The sequence below is a fragment of the Paenibacillus xylanilyticus genome, assembly GCF_013359935.1.
Lineage (GTDB): Bacteria > Bacillota > Bacilli > Paenibacillales > Paenibacillaceae > Paenibacillus > Paenibacillus xylanilyticus.
Genome location: NZ_JABMCB010000190.1, coordinates 441,509 through 457,835, shown reverse-complemented (window position 1 = coordinate 457,835; position 16,327 = coordinate 441,509). Strand labels below are relative to the sequence as shown.

Below are 16,327 nucleotides of genomic sequence, written 5' to 3'. Positions count from 1 at the left end.
TCTTGTGTTTTTCTTCAAAATAGTTCAATATTAAGATATATAACAAAAGGTGATCTACTTACAATAGGTTAGATGAACGACGGATCGCTTCATAAACAGGGAGGAACAGAACATGGAGATCGGAATTAGTACCTTTGTAGAAACAAATCCGGATGTAAACACCGGAGAACTCATCAGTCACGCGCAGCGTATTCGTGATGTTGTGGAGGAGATTGTCCTGGCTGACGAGGTTGGTCTGGATGTATATGGAGTGGGTGAGCATCACCGTGCTGACTATGCAGCTTCATCGCCAGCAGTCATTTTGGCAGCAGCAGCTTCACAGACCAAACGCATTCGGCTGACCAGCGCCGTAACCGTTCTGTCTTCGGCAGACCCGGTCCGGGTATTTCAGGATTTTGCGACGTTGGACGGCATTTCGAATGGACGTGCAGAAATCATGGCGGGCCGGGGTTCATTTATTGAATCATTTCCGTTGTTTGGCTATGATCTGAACGACTATGATGAGTTATTCGACGAGAAATTGGATCTGCTGCTCAAGCTGCGTGATTCGGAAAAAGTAACCTGGGAAGGCAAGCATCGTCCTTCCTTCAATAACCTGGGCATCTACCCGCGTCCGGTACAGGAGAAGCTTCCGGTATGGATCGGCAGTGGCGGTAACCAGGAGTCGGTTGTGCGCGCAGGGCTGCTCGGTCTGCCGCTGGTGCTCGCCATTATCGGCGGTCGCCCGGTTCAGTTTGCCCCACTGGTGGAGTTGTACAAAAAAGCAGCAGCACATGCAGGACATGATGCTTCCAAACTGACGGTGGCATCACACTCTCACGGTTTTATCGCCGATACGACAGATGAAGCTGTTGAGAAATTCTTCCCGCCTGCACAAGCGGTCATGAATATACTGGGCCGCGAACGTGGCTGGGGTCACTACAGCCGTGCAACGTTTGATGCTGCACGCAGCCTTGAAGGGGCGCTGTACGTAGGTGACGTGGAGACGGTAGCTCAAAAAATTATCTATCTGCGCAAAGAAGTCGGCATCACTCGTTTCATGCTGCACACCCCTCTTGGTACGATGCCGCACAATGAGGTTATGAGAGCGATCGAGCTGCTCGGTAAAGAGGTTGCTCCAATCGTACGTAAAGAAATTGCACGTTGGGAAGCCGAGAATGGAGAAGCGCGTTAATTCAGTTTGCTGAACAGAGAATATAGTACATCGTGTATTTATACACGCAAAAAAGGAGCGAGGTTCCAGCGTAATAGCTGAACTCTCACTCCTTTTTGTGTTTCGGGGCTACAGGCTATCCTCACATGTCCGTTTTAAAAAGTGACTGAACAATCATGGACAGGGTATGGTCATATAGCCTTCTGGCAGCCTCCTCACTCTCAATATGGCCTCCCAGGTATAGATGAATAACACCGTGCAAGGGAGCCCAGATCATTTGAATCGCAAGCAGCGAATTATCTTTACGAAGCAACCCTTGTCCCTTCGCAGCTTCCACCAGATTGGTGAGTTGCTTCAATGCTGTTGCAGTTCCCTCCAAACTTTCTGCATCCGGTTTGAATTCGGCGAATGAACCACCAAACATCAGCTGATAAAAGCTGGATTGCGTCATACCGAAATTCCAGTAGGCCTGAGCGAGAGCACGGAAATGCTGTTGGTAAGAAGCTTGCTGTGGCACGGCTTCAAAGGATTGAGACAGGAGGGTGCACCCCTCCAGATACAGGTACTTGGCTAATCCCTCTTTCTTGCCAAAAAGGTTATATATAATTTTGGTGGAGCACTCCATGCGTTCTGCCACACGTCGTACCGTGACAGCTTCGGGTCCATGCTCTTGCAATAGCGCTGCAGCAGCATGCACAATATTTTGCCGCAGATTTTCGGAGTGCTGGAGTCTCGCCTCCTGAAAAGTTGTCACGGTGTGAATCGACTCCTTGGAATTTGACAGGTGATCGTTCATCTATGTTCATCCTCGTAGCATCATATTTGTTTTCTAACAGAAACCACGTTTCTTATGAGTATTTTACTGTTTTATTTCTGATATCGTCAATTTTCCAAATGTGAATTGACAGAATCAAGAAATAATAATACTATGTTTTCATTAGGAAACAATGTTTCCAATAAAAAACGAATGTTCGAAAAGGTGGATGAGCAATGAAAAATAATCAACATCAGTGGGCGCTGATTACAGGGGCCTCCTCTGGAATTGGGCAGGCTTTTGCATTAGAGATGGCATCAAAGGGAAATCATGTGGTACTTGTGGCCAGGTCGGAATCCAAACTGAAACAGCTGGCGGAACGCATTGAACGAACCTATAAAGTGAAAGCAGAGGTTATCGTATCGGATCTGTCAGAAGCGCATTCGCCACAGCAGATTTATGACGAATGTAAGAATCGGGGCATACAGGTAGATACCTTAATCAACAATGCGGGCTTTGCCACACACGGGCGGTTTGAGCAGGTGGAGGGTGCACGGCAACAGGAAGAGATTATGTTGAATGTTCTGGCGGTCATGAACATGACCCATCTTTTCCTGCCAGGTATGCTGAGAAAACGTAACGGTACCATTATTAATGTCTCTTCAACCGCTGCTTTTCAACCAGATCCGTACATGGCTGTATATGGTGCCACCAAATCATTCGTTCTTTCTTTTACAGAAGCGTTGTATGAAGAGAACAGAAAGCGTGGTGTTCAGTTCTTGGCACTATGTCCCGGTGCGACGGAGACCTCCTTCTTTGATGTCGTGAATGCCGAAGAGGCCTCCGTAGGGAAACGGGATACGCCTGAGCATGTGGTGGAAGTGGCGATGAAGGCATTGGAATCAGGCAAGCCCTACGCTGTGCCAGGCGCCTCGAATTATTGGACAGCTCAATTATCTCGTATTTTACCCCGAAGACAGATATTGCGTGTTGTTGGAGGGATGCTGAGTCCGCGTTCCAAGAATGACAAAGCGCAAAGAGCCCGAGCCTAATCTTCATGAAAAAACGCTGACAGCAAATTCCCCGCTGTCAGCGTTTATGTAGTAACAACATTTAATATTCCATAAAGAACGTTGATCCCGGCCGCGCTGAGCGCAATCAGCTGTACTTTCAGGCCTAATCTGCCAAAGTTGAACACTTTTGGAAGCAGCCAGTACAGGCTCATCGTTGTCCAGAGCGCGTTCAGAATTCCAGCATTTAGCAGCTGTCTCCCGGAGACGTCCCTGATCGCAGAACCTAGCATGCCAGGAAAGGTCGTATCACCCATCATTCTCAAATTCCAGGAGGAGAGGAGGAAGTACACAAGCACAACACCCATCGTTCCCATAATCATCAGGGTATCCTTGCTCATTAGTAAACTGCCGAGGGTATGAGACCTGTTCTTCATTCCCCCGAAACCGATCAGGAAAAAAACAAATCCTACCACCATTCCAACACCGGCACCTGCCGTGCACAGCGTATTCAGTATAATACTGATGGTTCCGAGCATCCACAACATGTCATCACCTTCTTCAATAGCCTTATGATTTTAATCCATCTGGTCTCCAACCTTTTGCAGGGGCCGAAGGCGGTCGTTTCATGGAGACTCCTTTGAGGGGTATCATCCTATTTTCATCGTGAGTTGGACGTAATGAATTATATCAAATGGAGCATCTGTATGAATCATGTATTTTCACCCGTAATCCTATTCCTTCTCTGATTCGTACTTTTCCCGATGCTGCTTCTTCATCTCAATGTAATCCGGGTCAGTCTTGGCGATTTCCCACTGTGCCTTGAAAATGGCGGCAGCTTCCGCTTTGACCTTGTCATTCTGATACGGCAGGATTAAACCGTCCTCCTTCGAATATTTGCGTCCGCCTTTGTGGTTCGTATAGCGTCTGGCCCGTGTGTACCCCATCTGCAGGAACTTTCGCGCCATATCCATACCAACGAAATCATCCTTTTTTTTGTATTCCAAAAATAGCTCGTAGATCTTCTCTGATGATTTTGTCGCAATCTCGGGTGTCTTGAAACGCCAATAGGGCAGAATCTCGCTCTTGTAGGGTTCAACCATCAGTACACCCTGCTCTCCCCGTCCAACAGTGTACAGTTCAGGATGCTTGCGCAGATCTAGCTCTTCATAATTTAAGCTGTAATCGAATTTTTTCATCCGTCTGGTTCCTCCTTGAAATGACATGTGATTGCTATAATTGAACATGTAACTTCATTGAAGATTATTGTTCCTTTCCACCTTTTACCCCGATTCTTTTACATCAAGCAAGGTTAATGGGGAACAAGAGAAGTAAATACATAGGAGGGATCATGATATGGGAATGTCCGGCAGATACCTGGTGGTCACCCAGGATTTGATTGAATCAATCCAGTCGGGTGAGATCAGTGTGCATGATTGTTCAGTCGACCTGGATATCGATAAAATGTGGCAGATGCTTCAGTTCACGTTAACCGGCAATCTGGCGGATGGAGAGCCGCCCCTGGGATATGTAGTGCCAATGTCAGGTGAGCAATATTTGGGGAACTACTCGGATATGGATCTGTTTTTGCTCTCGAGTGAACAGGTGCTGGAAGCGTACATGGCCCTGGAGCAATTGGATCCGGATGAATTGAAGGCGCGTTTTGACCTGGATAAAATGATATCGGAGGGCGTCTATCCGGTCATGGAAGGTTGGGACAAGGAGGGGACATTCCAGGAAATCGTTCAGACATTGAACGAGGTTCAGGCTTTATATCAGGCAGCCGCAGCAGCCGGGAACGGAATCGTCTTTTATATTTTCTAGATAAATTTATGTTAACGTTGCATCATGTTTGATCCGCTCTGATTCGGGTTATTGATAGAAACAGGCTGGTGCCTTGATGAAAATCCGGTAGAAGAGAGGGAATGCAATATGACACAGAATCAGAATGAAGAGAACAAAGCCGTTCAAGAGGATGAGCCGGATCAATTTGAAACCCCTGTAACGCCAGAGGACAATGAACCGACTGAAGAAAATGACGAGGAAACAGAAGAGTGATTGACCAGGTCATTCAAATATAGTTCTATCCAAAGGTCGGACACATTTCCGGCCTTTTTTTGGTATTTTTACAATCCATCAGTTTACAACAATTACCTGAAGGCCTCATAATAGGAATGAACCACATTTTTCCTAAGGAGGAGATCGTATCAAAAATCGCAGGTTAGTGAAGTGGATCGCCGTACCACTCGTTTTAATGATGGTTGCGCTTACGGGATGTCAGGCTGTAGGTGGGGTGGATATTAGTAAAGCCATGGCCAACAGTACAACGGTAAAATCCGGTGAATCGAGACAGTCCATGCACGTTAACATAGAGCCGGCCAAAGAATTCGCTACGGAGAAAGACAACGAAATCATTGAACTTATTAATTCCCTTTCCCTGGATATTGATCATGCCAAAGTGAAGGATGCCCAAACGGCGTCAATTGAAGGCTCGGTAAGTTTCCAAGGAACCAAGCTGCCTTTCCACCTTTCCATGGATGAGACCCAAATGGTGATCGACCTGGACGGAGCGCAAAAGCCGCTGTACATATCTTTGGAGGCGCTGGAAGGAACAGAAACGCTTCCGATGATGGACACCAAGGCTCTGGAAAAGCAGATTGAGGAGCTGTCTCCGAAGTTGCTTTCTTTTGTCCTGAAGCATCTGTCCAATCCGAAAAACATCTCCGTTACGCCTGTACAGGAATCGGTTAACGGTGAGTCGCTCAGCCTCTCCAAGCTTCACATGGAGATCACTGGGGAAGAGATTCTTGCCATGGTAAAACCATTCCTGACGAGTGTTGCCCAGGATGAGCAAGGACTCAAGGATCTGATCGGAGATCTGTACGATGTATTCTATCCGTTAATGAACGCAATGTCCCAGATGGACGAAGTGGACGCATCGGGAATTTCTTCTTTGATGCCAGAATCGAAAGAGGCAACCGTTGCATTAATGTACACCACGATCAAGACCGGACTCGACGAGCTTCTGGTTAACTATGATCAAGGGTTGAACGAATTGTTGAATGAAGTGCCGGAGCTGAAGACGGTATTTGGCACAAATACAACGTTTAAGCTGGATTTCTATCTCGACAGTGAGCTGAATATTCGCAAGCAAAATGCCGAGTTGAAAGTGGCACTGCCTGCATCAGAGGATCTGCCGCTTCAATCTGTTACCGTGTATTCGGATAGTGAACAGTGGAATATCGGTGGACCTGTAACAGTAGATGCTGTTGATACAGCAGGTGGTGTAATCGATCTGATGAAGGAAGATATCACGCCTGGACAGATGCTGCGCAACTTTGATTCCAATTCCGTGATATATCAGTTATTGAAAGATGAAGCTGGTATCACTCGGAAAAGCGTTATGCTGTATCCGGAAGACGAAAGCTTCGGAGCCGTTACTGTGAAAAACACAACATTTGTTCCTCTGCGTTATCTGTCTGAGGAACTGGATGCAGAAGTGAAGTGGACCAAAGGCTCGGATACAATCGTTGTCATTGACGATATTACCGGGAATGAGATCGTCCTGACCGTCGGTTCCAAGAACGCAACAGTCGCTGGCAAGGAAGTGACCATGGTTGAATCCGCTTATGTGGGCAAGAACGGCAAGACCTATGTTCCACTGCGCTTCATGGCCGAGTCTCTTGGAGCAACCGTGGATAAGGAAAAAGAAACGGGTTGGATTTTTATCGATCGACCATAAGCAATAACATTTGCTAAAAACGCCTGTTCCCAGCAATATTGTTGGGGACAGGCGTTTTATTATCATGGCTATCGACCTTTAGGCATGCTGCAGAGCCTGCGGTTTTTTGCTAAATCCGGTACTCCCGGCGGTAAAGCCCAGCTGGCGATAGAATTCATGTGCCGCTTCACGATCGGACCGGTTTCCGCTGTTCAGGGAGAGTGAGTCTACGCCTTGGGCAACGGTCCATTGCTCTGCTGCCAGAATCAGCTGCCGGCCTATGCCGGTCCCTCTGAACTGGTCATGCACAATGAGTGCCATGATGCGGCAGTGCTTCCCATTTTTCTCATACATGTAGGATGTCTGCATTCCAATCAATCCGACCACGCGTCCACGGACCTCGGCAACCAGTGTATTAAAATTTGCATCAGCCGCAATGTGGGCATAACGCTCCTTCATCTCGGCGTACGTTGTGGGGTAACCGAGCTGATCCATGAGAATGACCATATCCTGCAGATCTTCCATTGAACTATGGCGTATCGTTACATCCAGGCTCATGACAGCTTCGCCTCCTTATTCCGTTCCTTTAACGACAGATCGATGATGGTATCCAGTAATCCCGAAAAAGAGATTCCCGCAGCGGCTGCACTTTTGGGCAGCAGGCTGTTACGGGTAAGACCAGGCAGCGTGTTCACTTCGAGCACATATGGCATGCCGTCCCGAATGATCATGTCCACCCGAGCGTAGACGCTGCATTTCAGCACACGGTAACAGGCGAGCGAGGCATCTTCCACACGTTTGTGGATGTTGGCAGGGAGTTGGGTGACCTGCTCTTCAGCACCGCCGTCATCATATTTGGAACGATAGTCGAAGAACGCGGCGTTCGAACGAATCGAAATGATAGGGAGCACTTTGCCATCCACAATGGCGCAGGTAATTTCTTCGCCTTCGATATATTGCTCAATCATGGCGGTATCATCCCAGCGCAGTGCCGCTTCGACCGCAGCGTAAAGAGCCGACGGCTCCTGGACAATTTGGGTACCGATACTGGAACCCCCCGAGTTGGGCTTAACCACAACCGGATACGTCAGTTGCTGCACCGCTGTGGATGTCAGTTCTTCCAAATGGCTCACCTGCACCCATTCTCCGGTAGGGATGCCTGCATGGTGCATAAGCTGTTTGGACATGTCCTTATCCATACACACGCTGCTGGATAAGACGCCGCATCCGGTGTACGGAATACCGAGCGACTCCAGTGTGCCCTGAACCGTGCCATCTTCGCCGTATTTGCCATGCAGAGCGAGTAGGGCCACATCAATGCCCGCTGACTTGTCGATCAGATCCCGTTTGCTGTTCAGCTCAATGGGAACGACCTCATATTTATCCCTGTCCAGATGGGCGATCATCTCCTGTCCTGTGAGCAGGGAAATATCCCGCTCCGAAGATGTACCCCCCATAATCACGCCAACCTTCATGTATAATCCTCCCATTCTGTCGTTCAGCGCTTCAGTTCATCTGGGCAGCTGTCTCACCAATGATGCGAATGCCTTTGCGGATATTCTCGTCGCTGACCCTGGAGAAGCCCAGTCGCATCGTATTTAATCCCTGACCTTGTTCCAGATAAAAGGTATCCCCAGGCGTGAAGGTCACACCCTTCACTTTGCAGGCAGCCAGCAATTCCCTGGTCCGGTATTCCGGAGGGAATTGTACGAACAAATGCAGACCGCCTTCGCCGGAGATTTGGCACATTGGCAGATGCTTGCGCAAGCAGCGCACGACCAGTTCATATTTTCGCTTATATTCAGTGCGGGCCCGCTTCAGATACTTCTCAAAATTCCCGTTGCTCAGATACTGATAGAGCAGCGATTGATCCAGCGTTGAGGTATGAATGCTGCGAGCCCGTTTCATGCTTTCCAAATAATCGATCAAGGCTGCATCCGCAATGACCCAGCCCACGCGGAGCCCTGGAAACAGTACCTTGGAGAAGCTGCCTAGGTACACCAATCCATTCCCCTTGCCCGCGCTAGCGATGAGGGGGGAAACGTGGGACCCGGAATAACGCAGTTCCTCGTTGAATCCGTCCTCGATAATGGGAACCTCGTATTGATTCATTAACCGGATAATCTCTGCCCGTTTGGCAGGAGAAGTCACGGTACCGGTTGGATTGTGATAAGAAGGCACCAGATATGCCAGATCGTACGGACTTGCGGCAAGTTCGCGTTCCAACTGCTGCAGATTCAGTCCGTCCGGCTCCATGTCCACACCGGTAAGCTGGAACTCGTGAAGTTTCAGATTTTTGATGGCCGTATGGTGCGTAGGGTTCTCACACAGGGCTTTCCCACTTTGTTTGCGCAACGCACCGAGCACCAGATCGAAGGCTTCCGTAAATCCATTGGTAATGAGAATATCCTTGCCGCTCAGATCTACACCCTTGTTCTCCATGTACCGAAGCAAATAGTTCATCAAAGGTCGGTATCCTTGCGCATATCCGTAGTTCAGCAGCACCTCGCCTTCAAGCGACATGCGATCGAGAAAGGCCCGTTTCACGTTGTGCAGATCGAACAGTTTCTCATCCGGGGCAATACTTGTAAATGAGATCTCGCCACGTTCCGCACCGGAACCATGTTTCATCAGATCATATTGTTCCGCCTGGATCGCATAGTCACTTATGCGGTTGTTCCAATTCAGCTGCCAACCTGTAGTTGGCTCAGGTGCTTCAATTGTGGAACTGACGTAGTTGCCTTTGCCTTTGACTGCATAAATGAGACCCTCTTCTTCAAGCTCGGCATAAGCGAGCAGGACGGTGCTGCGGCTCACCTTCATCAGTGTACTGAGTTCACGGGTGGAAGGAAGCTTTTGCTTCGCTTGCAGGCCGCCTTTGAGCATCAGTCGCTTCATATAATCTTTGACTTGTATATATACAGGGCGGTCCTCCGTCAGTTGCAGATCGGAATACATCCCATCACTCCCTCTTTTGCTATCTTGCCATATTATAAACCCCGCAGAAAGAACCACGATACCTCTGTTTCCGGGAAGAAGTGGTTGGATATGGGTGCGCAACGTAAAAAAGCCCTGGCATCGTGCCGGGCTGGGGGTGTAGCTTGATCCAATTCTATATAGATCTGCGGTTATAAAGTTATGTCTTACTAAGATTGCATGGCATGACCATTCTTTTCTAGGATCGATAGCTATCGGTTCTTCTACGTGTGTCTATTTTGCTTGATTACTGACTATAAGTGCAGGCTTTCTAATTCAAAACTACGACTACATCTACTTCTTTTCTACGTTACATTCTACAATTAATGTCTTTCTACATTTGCTTGCTGCAAGGGTCGTATTGATGATGAATCCAAAAGCTATAGTCTTGCTTACTTGCTAACTGTCCTCTTGTCGTGCGCACATTACAGAATTCAGTATGAAAAAGAACACGTTTCATAGGGTACAATAGACGGGAAGTAGATATAAAGACATATGTCTTAGTGCCCAATTTCTTCCTCATACCCCTATAGTACCACTTTGAATCAGGGAAGTTAACCTTTTTTTTGAAATTATTGTCGTAATAGTTGAAAAAAGCGTGAATTGTGCATCTTATAGGATGAAATGGTTTCCTTTCAGAATGTATGATAGGATGTAAGCCTATAGATAATGAGGAAGTGAGCCCAATGATTGAGATTACCGTACCAACACCCGATGTAACCATCACGAAGCAGGTTAACCCGCAGCTTAGCCATATTTACGGATTTACCGATTTCCACCTGATCACGCGCGAAAAGGGTGGCATCTTCATGTTTTACAATGCCGATGGAGAGTTGTTATTTGTCGGAAAAGCAAGGAAATTGAGACCACGGATCAAGAAACACTTTGAGGACACTGTTTCTCCAATGAAGAACCATCGGGAAGAAGTGGCGACCATTGAAGTTTGCCTGGTGGAAGATCCGGTAGACCGCGAAATTTACGAGACCTATATCATTAACTCGATGCGGGCGAAATATAATGTAGACAAAGTGTTGTACAAATAAGTATTTAACCCAATCACACAGCACGAAGTAGAATAAAGAAAAAGCCTGTACCAAGCTTGAGAATGCATTATACAGTTCGGGACATATGTCCTACAAGCTGTAACCATAGACAAGGATGTGATCGACCGATTGCATCCGATGTCTGCATTTGAACATAAAAAGATTTATTAGCATTAGTCACAGCAATGAGAGAACGTAGAGATTGGTTTCAAGGATTGACCCAATACATAGAAGAGGTGATTGTTTTGATCGGTCGTAGTGGCAACCCTACACTCAAGGACAGTACATTTGAAAATTCCGGTGGATACGGAGATGATCGTTACCAGAGTTACATGACGATTAACGGCACGGTGAACAAGGCGTTTATAACACTGGTGATCCTGCTGGGCAGTGCATTTGCGACGTGGATGATGTTCTTTAACGGACAGGAAGTGCTGCCTCTGGCGATCGGGGGTGCAATTGTCGGATTTATTCTGGCACTGATTATTTCGTTTAAGCCTGTAGCTGCACCTTATCTGGTTCCCATCTATGCTATTGCGGAAGGCATGTTCCTGGGTGCACTCTCCGCCACCTATGAGTCATTGTACAACGGAATTACATTGCAGGCTGCTTTGCTCACAATGGCTGTATTTATTGCCCTGCTGGTAGCTTACAAAACAAGACTGATCAAAGCTACAGAGAACTTCAAGCTGGGTGTTGTGGCCGCAACCGGTGGCATTATGATCATGTATTTGCTCAGTTTCGTACTGGGATTGTTCGGAATTACCGTTCCCTATCTGCATGACAATAGTCTGATCGGAATTGGGATTTCGGTCGTGATCGTTATTGTGGCTGCATTGAATTTGGTGCTCGATTTTGACTTTATTGAAAATGGTGCTGAACAGGGTGCTCCGAAATTTATGGAGTGGTATGGTGCATTTGGGTTAATGGTTACTCTGGTATGGCTGTATATCGAAATCATCCGTTTGCTCAGCAAGCTGCGGAGCCGGGATTAGGAAGCAAGTTAAACCAATAGATAACTTTTAGAACGATAAGCTAACGCGTGTCCAGACACGTCGTTAGCTTTTTTTGGATAAATGGATGACGATGATGTTACAGCCGGAGTGGTGCACATTTTTCCATATATGGATTGACTGTTATGAAAAGAATGTGATACCTTAATTGATAATGATTATCATTGTCGATAAATGATGAATCAGTATATCTTACCTTCAACGTACGCTGTACACTTCATATCAAACTGATCAAACAGATCGAAAGGAGTGGCCTCATGTTACTGGAGAATGAATCGCACAGCGCTGTGCGAACACCCGTTATGAGTCGCAGCCCCAAGACGGATCTTGCAGAGGTAAAAGCATATATGGACGAGCATTACGACAAAGCATTGTCTATCGCAGATCTTGCTCAGAGAGCGAATATCAGTCCGAAGTATTTTGTGGATCTTTTCAAAAAAACCTACGGTCACAGTGCGATGGAGTATCTGACGGATCTCCGCATCAATCGTGCCAAACGATATCTGAAGGAATCCGGATATAAATTGCGTGATATCGCGCTCCGAGTTGGATACAGTGACGAGTACTATTTCAGTCGCAAATTCAAAAAGGAAGTTGGTGTTTCTCCTTCGGATTATGCCAAAAACGCCAGAAAACGCATTGCCACCTGCTCCTCCAGCGTCATCGGACAGCTGCTGGCCCTCAATGTCATGCCCATTGCTGCGCCTATCGATCCCAAATGGACGGCGTATTATTATAACGCACACCGTACTGACATCCAGTCACATCTTAAACTGACAGACCCGTATACGAGCTGGAGATTCGAAGCGAATGTAGAGCGACTTGTCCATATCCGGCCGGATGCCATTATTGGTACCGATCAGATCAGTGAAGAGGACCAGGCGGGACTCGCCGAGATTGCACCCTGCTGTTTTGTGCCCAAGCATCAAACCGATTGGCGTGCACAACTGCGCATGATTGCTGCCTTTCTGGAACGGGAGGAACAGGCAGAACAGTGGATCGGACTATACAAAAAAAGGGTGGAAAAAGCACGGGATTCCATACAGAAGGAAGTGGGGCGCGAGAAAGTAGCCGTTATCCGGGTATACGGCCAGCGTCTCTATCTCTATAGTAATTCCGGAATTGAGGAAGTGCTCTATGGCGCCTTGCAGCTGGAGACCTTTCCGGATGCCAGCACCAACACGCCGTTGACGCTGGAACAACTGACTTCAATGAACCCGGACCGGATTCTGATCATGGTATGTCCCGAGGCCGTTTCGCGAGCTTACTGGCTCAGCCTGCAGCACTCGCCTGTATGGAGGCACCTCAAGGCTGTACGTCAATATCAGACTCACCTGATCACCGGTGATCCCTGGTTTGATTACTCCGCAGTAGGCGTTATGCGCATGCTGGATGAAGCGCTGCTCATTTTCACGGGATATTGTCCAAATGTATATCTGGATAACGTCCATGGTGATTCACGAGCCACCTGACATATAATCCTTCTATCTAAATGAGAATGTTTATCAAGGGGGATATATCATGCATCAGCAGAAAAAAGAGAGCGGACAACGTTCCGTTGTTAGCAAATTCGTGTACAATCGGCTGTCAGCCTTGATTGTGCTGGTATTATTGGTGGGGTTATTATCAGCCTGTGGCTCCAAGTCAGAACATGCAGGAGCGGGACAGCAGGAGCAGAAGACAGCTGAAGCTTCAACAACAGCATCGTCAGAAACTGCTGTACAAGAAGAGGATGCCGCAGAAAATGCAGCGAGTGAACGGACCGTAAAAGATGAATTGGGACATGATGTTGTTGTTCCAGCCAAAGTGGAGCGTGTATTTGCACCTTATCTGGAAGATTCACTGCTTACGCTCGGAGTTACACCGGTTGCCCAATGGGCCAGTGGTACCCAAGGACATGTTTACTTACAGGATCAGCTTAGCGGCGTTCCTACTCTCGATTTCTCGGGCGGGCTTCCTTCGCCTGAAGCGCTGATGGCATACAATCCGGACTTTATTATTCTGCACACAGCGAATTATGCCGAGAACGGGGTCTATGAGAGTTATTCGAAGATTGCACCAACGTATGTGTTTAACAATGCATCCGGGGATGTAGAGAAGTCTCTGGAGGTCATTGGCGATCTGCTCGGTAAAACGGCTGAGGCCAAACAAGCCATCGAGACATATCACGCGAAGGTAGACGCAGCTAAGGCGGAAATTGCCAAGGTAGCGGAAGGCAAGAAAGCGGCCATTATCCGTTTTGCACCACGTGGAATCAGCATGATGGGTGGAAACTACTTCAGCGGCTACGTTGTATATGAACAGTTGGGACTCGGCAAGCCTAAACTTGTCGAGTCGGAGAACAGCGCAATCGTATCCACGGAAGTGCTGCCCGAGATTGATGCAGATTATATTTTCACCGTGGAACAGGGTCCTGGCAGCATGAAAGAAATGACGGATACCAAAGTGTGGCAGAGCATGCCTGCAGTCAAGGCAGGGCAAGTGTATGCAGTTGAGCCGGCTCCATGGCTGGGCGGCGGATTGATTGCTTATGGTCATGTCATTGACGATACACTGAAGGCGTTGACACAATAATCAGAAATGAAGCAGCTCCCTCTTGGGGTGCCTGGAATCGGATATTATTCCCCGTTTTCCAAGGTACAACAGGAGGGAGCTTTTGTTTTTGGCAAGACATCAATTCATTAAGAAGAATATGCAAATATGGAGATAATCAAAATGAATTCTGGATATCGTCCATGGGACAGCTGAAAGCACTCTTCTATAATTGGTAATGAGAATCAATCTCATAACAAATCGATACGATCTATTTACACATAACGATGTAAGTTGAACAACGAGGAGGATCCATCCGTAATGACGTTTCAGCCCAATCAATCAGCCTCTGGGACCCTTGATCAGATGGCACGGAGTACGGTTCAGATTCCACGTGCCGAGCAATGGACCATGAAATCACGAGCAGGAAGTCATGCCTATCAGATCATGGTATTTCAACCGGCAGAGGCACCCCCGCCATCCGGATATCCGGTGATCTACCTGCTCGATGCCAATTCCGTATTCGGTACGATGGTGGAAGCGGTTCGTATACAAGGTCGCAGGCCCGAGAAAACCGGAGCCGTCCCGGCTATCGTGGTTGGGATCGGATACCCGACAGCAGGTCCGTTCTCGCCACATCGGTATTACGATTATACTCCGCAGGCCACGACGGAATATACCCATAAGTCGGATGGAACACCTCTGCCGAAGCAGGGTGGAGCTGATGCATTCCTGCAATTTATTGAAGAAGAACTGAAGCCGGACATGGAGCAGCAGTTCAACATCGATCGCAGCAGACAGGCCATTTTTGGTCATTCTCTTGGTGGATTGTTCGTTCTGCACACACTGTTCACGAAGCCCGATGCTTTTCATTATTACATTGCTGGCAGCCCTTCGCTTCATTGGAATCAGAAGGTGATGCAGGCGGAGGAACAGGAGTTCATCACAGGTCTGGAGCAGAAGCCAGTCAACGTCAAGGTTTGGATTGGCATGGGTGAACAGGAGAAGACACATCCTGCACGCAACAATGACAAGGCATCAAGCTTAACGGAACGTTTATCTGCATTGAAACAGCCGGGGCTGGATATTAAATATACCGAATTTGAGGAAGAGAATCATGTCTCGGTGCTGCCGTTTCTGATTAGTCGTACGATCCGTTTTGCCTGCAGTCCGGAATCATAGGACAGAAGAAGGCTAGTTTTCGAACCAGGCAGTTTGAAAGACTGGGTCGCTTTTGGATTGGATGAGATGTCAGCGGATGACTGAACGGGGTTCAATGGGTTCATCAACTTTTAGCAGTACAGTGAGTCAGGGGAGGTACACATCGTGAGTTATACAGGGATTCATGGAAAAGTGGCTCTGGTTACCGGTGCGGCACAGGGAATTGGCGAAGCGGTAGCCAGGGCTCTGGCTGAGCAGGGTGCGATTGTGGCGGCAGTAGACATCCGGGAAGAGCAGCTGTATCAGCTGGTAGTGGATCTGAACAATCAGGGCCATCAAGCGGCTGCTTATCCTGCTGACATCACAAGTCGCGAGTCCGTGGACGATACCGTTCAGCGGATTGAAGCAGCACTTGGACCGATTGGCATTTTGGTGAATGCCGCAGGAGTACTGCATACAGGTACAGTGGAAGCCTTGAGTGATGAGGAATGGACAAAAACGTTCGACGTAAATACCCACGGTGTATTTTATATGTCCCGCGCTGTCGTACGGAATATGGCGAAACGCCATACCGGAGCAGTGATTACCGTTGGCTCGAACGCATCCGGCGTACCCCGGATGTACATGTCAGCCTATGCGGCTTCCAAGGCAGCTTCAACCATGTTCACCAAATGTCTCGCACTCGAATACGCGGAACAGCACATCCGGTGCAATATTGTATCTCCAGGATCGACAGACACCCCCATGCAGCGGGCGTTGTGGCAGGATGAACAGGGTGCACAGGCCGTCATTGCAGGCTCACCGCAGGCATATCGTCTGGGGATACCTTTGAACAGGCTGGCACTGCCTGCCGATATCGCGGATGCGGTGCTCTTTTTGGCATCGGATCAAGCCAGACATATTACCATGCATGATTTGTGTGTGGATGGGGGCGCCACGCTCGGTGCCTGAATCAAGATAAGGA

The 16,327-nt window shown here is 48.0% G+C and carries 17 protein-coding genes; 11 read left to right on the top strand and 6 right to left on the bottom strand.

Annotation, left to right across the window (positions count from 1 at the left end):
* The first annotated feature begins 112 nt into the window (after nucleotides 1–112).
* Nucleotides 113–1,174, top strand: a complete 1,062-nt coding sequence (locus tag HP552_RS19015; RefSeq protein WP_175396961.1) for an LLM class flavin-dependent oxidoreductase — start codon at nucleotides 113–115, stop codon at nucleotides 1,172–1,174.
* A 121-nt stretch (nucleotides 1,175–1,295) separates the two neighbouring features.
* Here the strand turns inward: HP552_RS19015 and HP552_RS19010 are convergent, their stop codons facing one another.
* Nucleotides 1,296–1,949, bottom strand: coding sequence for a TetR/AcrR family transcriptional regulator (locus HP552_RS19010; protein WP_175396960.1), 654 nt, complete (start codon nucleotides 1,947–1,949; stop codon nucleotides 1,296–1,298).
* A 194-nt stretch (nucleotides 1,950–2,143) separates the two neighbouring features.
* Here HP552_RS19010 and HP552_RS19005 point away from each other — a divergent pair, with 194 nt between their 5' ends.
* Nucleotides 2,144–2,959, top strand: a complete 816-nt coding sequence (locus HP552_RS19005; RefSeq protein WP_175396959.1) for an SDR family NAD(P)-dependent oxidoreductase — start codon at nucleotides 2,144–2,146, stop codon at nucleotides 2,957–2,959.
* A 44-nt stretch (nucleotides 2,960–3,003) separates the two neighbouring features.
* On the opposite strand, the gene HP552_RS19000 is transcribed toward HP552_RS19005, so the two are convergent.
* The gene (locus tag HP552_RS19000) at nucleotides 3,004–3,465 is read right to left on the bottom strand and encodes a hypothetical protein (protein WP_175396958.1); all 462 of its coding nucleotides are present in this window, start codon (nucleotides 3,463–3,465) and stop codon (nucleotides 3,004–3,006) included.
* A gap of 186 nt (nucleotides 3,466–3,651) precedes the next feature.
* A complete protein-coding gene (locus HP552_RS18995; protein ID WP_175396957.1) occupies nucleotides 3,652–4,116 on the bottom strand; it encodes a DUF4385 domain-containing protein in 465 nt (154 codons plus the stop codon).
* A gap of 157 nt (nucleotides 4,117–4,273) precedes the next feature.
* Here HP552_RS18995 and HP552_RS18990 point away from each other — a divergent pair, with 157 nt between their 5' ends.
* The 3 genes from HP552_RS18990 to HP552_RS18985 all read left to right on the top strand — a co-directional run bounded on the left by HP552_RS18990 (nucleotide 4,274) and on the right by HP552_RS18985 (nucleotide 6,659).
* Nucleotides 4,274–4,741, top strand: coding sequence for a DUF1877 family protein (locus HP552_RS18990; protein WP_175396956.1), 468 nt, complete (start codon nucleotides 4,274–4,276; stop codon nucleotides 4,739–4,741).
* 108 nt (nucleotides 4,742–4,849) lie between these two features.
* Nucleotides 4,850–4,975 carry a hypothetical protein gene (locus HP552_RS35430; RefSeq protein ID WP_281366101.1) on the top strand — a complete coding sequence of 42 codons (126 nt, stop codon included), beginning with the start codon at nucleotides 4,850–4,852 and terminating at the stop codon, nucleotides 4,973–4,975.
* A gap of 166 nt (nucleotides 4,976–5,141) precedes the next feature.
* Nucleotides 5,142–6,659: a copper amine oxidase N-terminal domain-containing protein gene (locus HP552_RS18985; RefSeq protein ID WP_312884313.1), complete on the top strand. Its 1,518-nt coding sequence runs from the start codon at nucleotides 5,142–5,144 to the stop codon at nucleotides 6,657–6,659.
* A 78-nt stretch (nucleotides 6,660–6,737) separates the two neighbouring features.
* On the opposite strand, the gene HP552_RS18980 is transcribed toward HP552_RS18985, so the two are convergent.
* Genes HP552_RS18980 through pdxR form a run of 3 tightly spaced genes read right to left on the bottom strand, consistent with a single transcriptional unit; the run spans nucleotide 6,738 to nucleotide 9,596 of the window.
* A complete protein-coding gene (locus HP552_RS18980; protein ID WP_175396955.1) occupies nucleotides 6,738–7,196 on the bottom strand; it encodes a GNAT family N-acetyltransferase in 459 nt (152 codons plus the stop codon).
* Nucleotides 7,193–8,113: a D-alanine--D-alanine ligase gene (locus HP552_RS18975; protein ID WP_175396954.1), complete on the bottom strand. Its 921-nt coding sequence runs from the start codon at nucleotides 8,111–8,113 to the stop codon at nucleotides 7,193–7,195. Before HP552_RS18975 ends, HP552_RS18980 begins: the two co-directional genes overlap by 4 nt.
* Before the next feature lie 31 nt (nucleotides 8,114–8,144).
* Nucleotides 8,145–9,596: a MocR-like pyridoxine biosynthesis transcription factor PdxR gene (gene pdxR, locus HP552_RS18970; RefSeq protein ID WP_175396953.1), complete on the bottom strand. Its 1,452-nt coding sequence runs from the start codon at nucleotides 9,594–9,596 to the stop codon at nucleotides 8,145–8,147.
* A 704-nt stretch (nucleotides 9,597–10,300) separates the two neighbouring features.
* On the opposite strand from pdxR, the gene HP552_RS18965 reads away from it, so the two are divergent.
* The 6 genes from HP552_RS18965 (at nucleotide 10,301) to HP552_RS18940 (ending at nucleotide 16,314) form a co-directional block, all read left to right on the top strand.
* Nucleotides 10,301–10,657 carry a nucleotide excision repair endonuclease gene (locus HP552_RS18965; RefSeq protein WP_175396952.1) on the top strand — a complete coding sequence of 119 codons (357 nt, stop codon included), beginning with the start codon at nucleotides 10,301–10,303 and terminating at the stop codon, nucleotides 10,655–10,657.
* Nucleotides 10,658–10,902: 245 nt separating this feature from the next.
* A complete protein-coding gene (locus HP552_RS18960) occupies nucleotides 10,903–11,652 on the top strand; it encodes a Bax inhibitor-1/YccA family protein (protein WP_175396951.1) in 750 nt (249 codons plus the stop codon).
* A 275-nt stretch (nucleotides 11,653–11,927) separates the two neighbouring features.
* Nucleotides 11,928–13,142 (top strand): helix-turn-helix domain-containing protein, encoded by a 1,215-nt coding sequence (locus tag HP552_RS18955; protein ID WP_175396950.1) that lies wholly within the window; start codon nucleotides 11,928–11,930, stop codon nucleotides 13,140–13,142.
* 49 nt (nucleotides 13,143–13,191) lie between these two features.
* On the top strand, nucleotides 13,192–14,244 hold the full coding sequence (locus tag HP552_RS18950) for an ABC transporter substrate-binding protein (protein ID WP_175396949.1): 1,053 nt from the start codon (nucleotides 13,192–13,194) through the stop codon (nucleotides 14,242–14,244).
* Nucleotides 14,245–14,523: 279 nt separating this feature from the next.
* Nucleotides 14,524–15,384, top strand: a complete 861-nt coding sequence (locus HP552_RS18945; RefSeq protein WP_175396948.1) for an alpha/beta hydrolase — start codon at nucleotides 14,524–14,526, stop codon at nucleotides 15,382–15,384.
* Between the two features lie 144 nt (nucleotides 15,385–15,528).
* Nucleotides 15,529–16,314: a 2,3-dihydro-2,3-dihydroxybenzoate dehydrogenase gene (locus HP552_RS18940; RefSeq protein ID WP_175396947.1), complete on the top strand. Its 786-nt coding sequence runs from the start codon at nucleotides 15,529–15,531 to the stop codon at nucleotides 16,312–16,314.
* Nucleotides 16,315–16,327 lie beyond the last annotated feature (13 nt).

What these genes read in the sequence shown, in the direction of transcription:
- HP552_RS19015 (WP_175396961.1), top strand. Translation starts at nt 113, where the DNA reads ATGGAGATCGGAATTAGTACCTTTGTAGAAACAAATCCGGATGTAAAC.
- HP552_RS19010 (WP_175396960.1), bottom strand. Translation starts at nt 1,949, where the DNA reads ATGAACGATCACCTGTCAAATTCCAAGGAGTCGATTCACACCGTGACA.
- HP552_RS19005 (WP_175396959.1), top strand. Translation starts at nt 2,144, where the DNA reads ATGAAAAATAATCAACATCAGTGGGCGCTGATTACAGGGGCCTCCTCT.
- HP552_RS19000 (WP_175396958.1), bottom strand. Translation starts at nt 3,465, where the DNA reads ATGTTGTGGATGCTCGGAACCATCAGTATTATACTGAATACGCTGTGC.
- HP552_RS18995 (WP_175396957.1), bottom strand. Translation starts at nt 4,116, where the DNA reads ATGAAAAAATTCGATTACAGCTTAAATTATGAAGAGCTAGATCTGCGC.
- HP552_RS18990 (WP_175396956.1), top strand. Translation starts at nt 4,274, where the DNA reads ATGGGAATGTCCGGCAGATACCTGGTGGTCACCCAGGATTTGATTGAA.
- HP552_RS35430 (WP_281366101.1), top strand. Translation starts at nt 4,850, where the DNA reads ATGACACAGAATCAGAATGAAGAGAACAAAGCCGTTCAAGAGGATGAG.
- HP552_RS18980 (WP_175396955.1), bottom strand. Translation starts at nt 7,196, where the DNA reads ATGAGCCTGGATGTAACGATACGCCATAGTTCAATGGAAGATCTGCAG.
- HP552_RS18975 (WP_175396954.1), bottom strand. Translation starts at nt 8,113, where the DNA reads ATGAAGGTTGGCGTGATTATGGGGGGTACATCTTCGGAGCGGGATATT.
- pdxR (WP_175396953.1), bottom strand. Translation starts at nt 9,596, where the DNA reads ATGTATTCCGATCTGCAACTGACGGAGGACCGCCCTGTATATATACAA.
- HP552_RS18965 (WP_175396952.1), top strand. Translation starts at nt 10,301, where the DNA reads ATGATTGAGATTACCGTACCAACACCCGATGTAACCATCACGAAGCAG.
- HP552_RS18955 (WP_175396950.1), top strand. Translation starts at nt 11,928, where the DNA reads ATGTTACTGGAGAATGAATCGCACAGCGCTGTGCGAACACCCGTTATG.
- HP552_RS18950 (WP_175396949.1), top strand. Translation starts at nt 13,192, where the DNA reads ATGCATCAGCAGAAAAAAGAGAGCGGACAACGTTCCGTTGTTAGCAAA.
- HP552_RS18945 (WP_175396948.1), top strand. Translation starts at nt 14,524, where the DNA reads ATGACGTTTCAGCCCAATCAATCAGCCTCTGGGACCCTTGATCAGATG.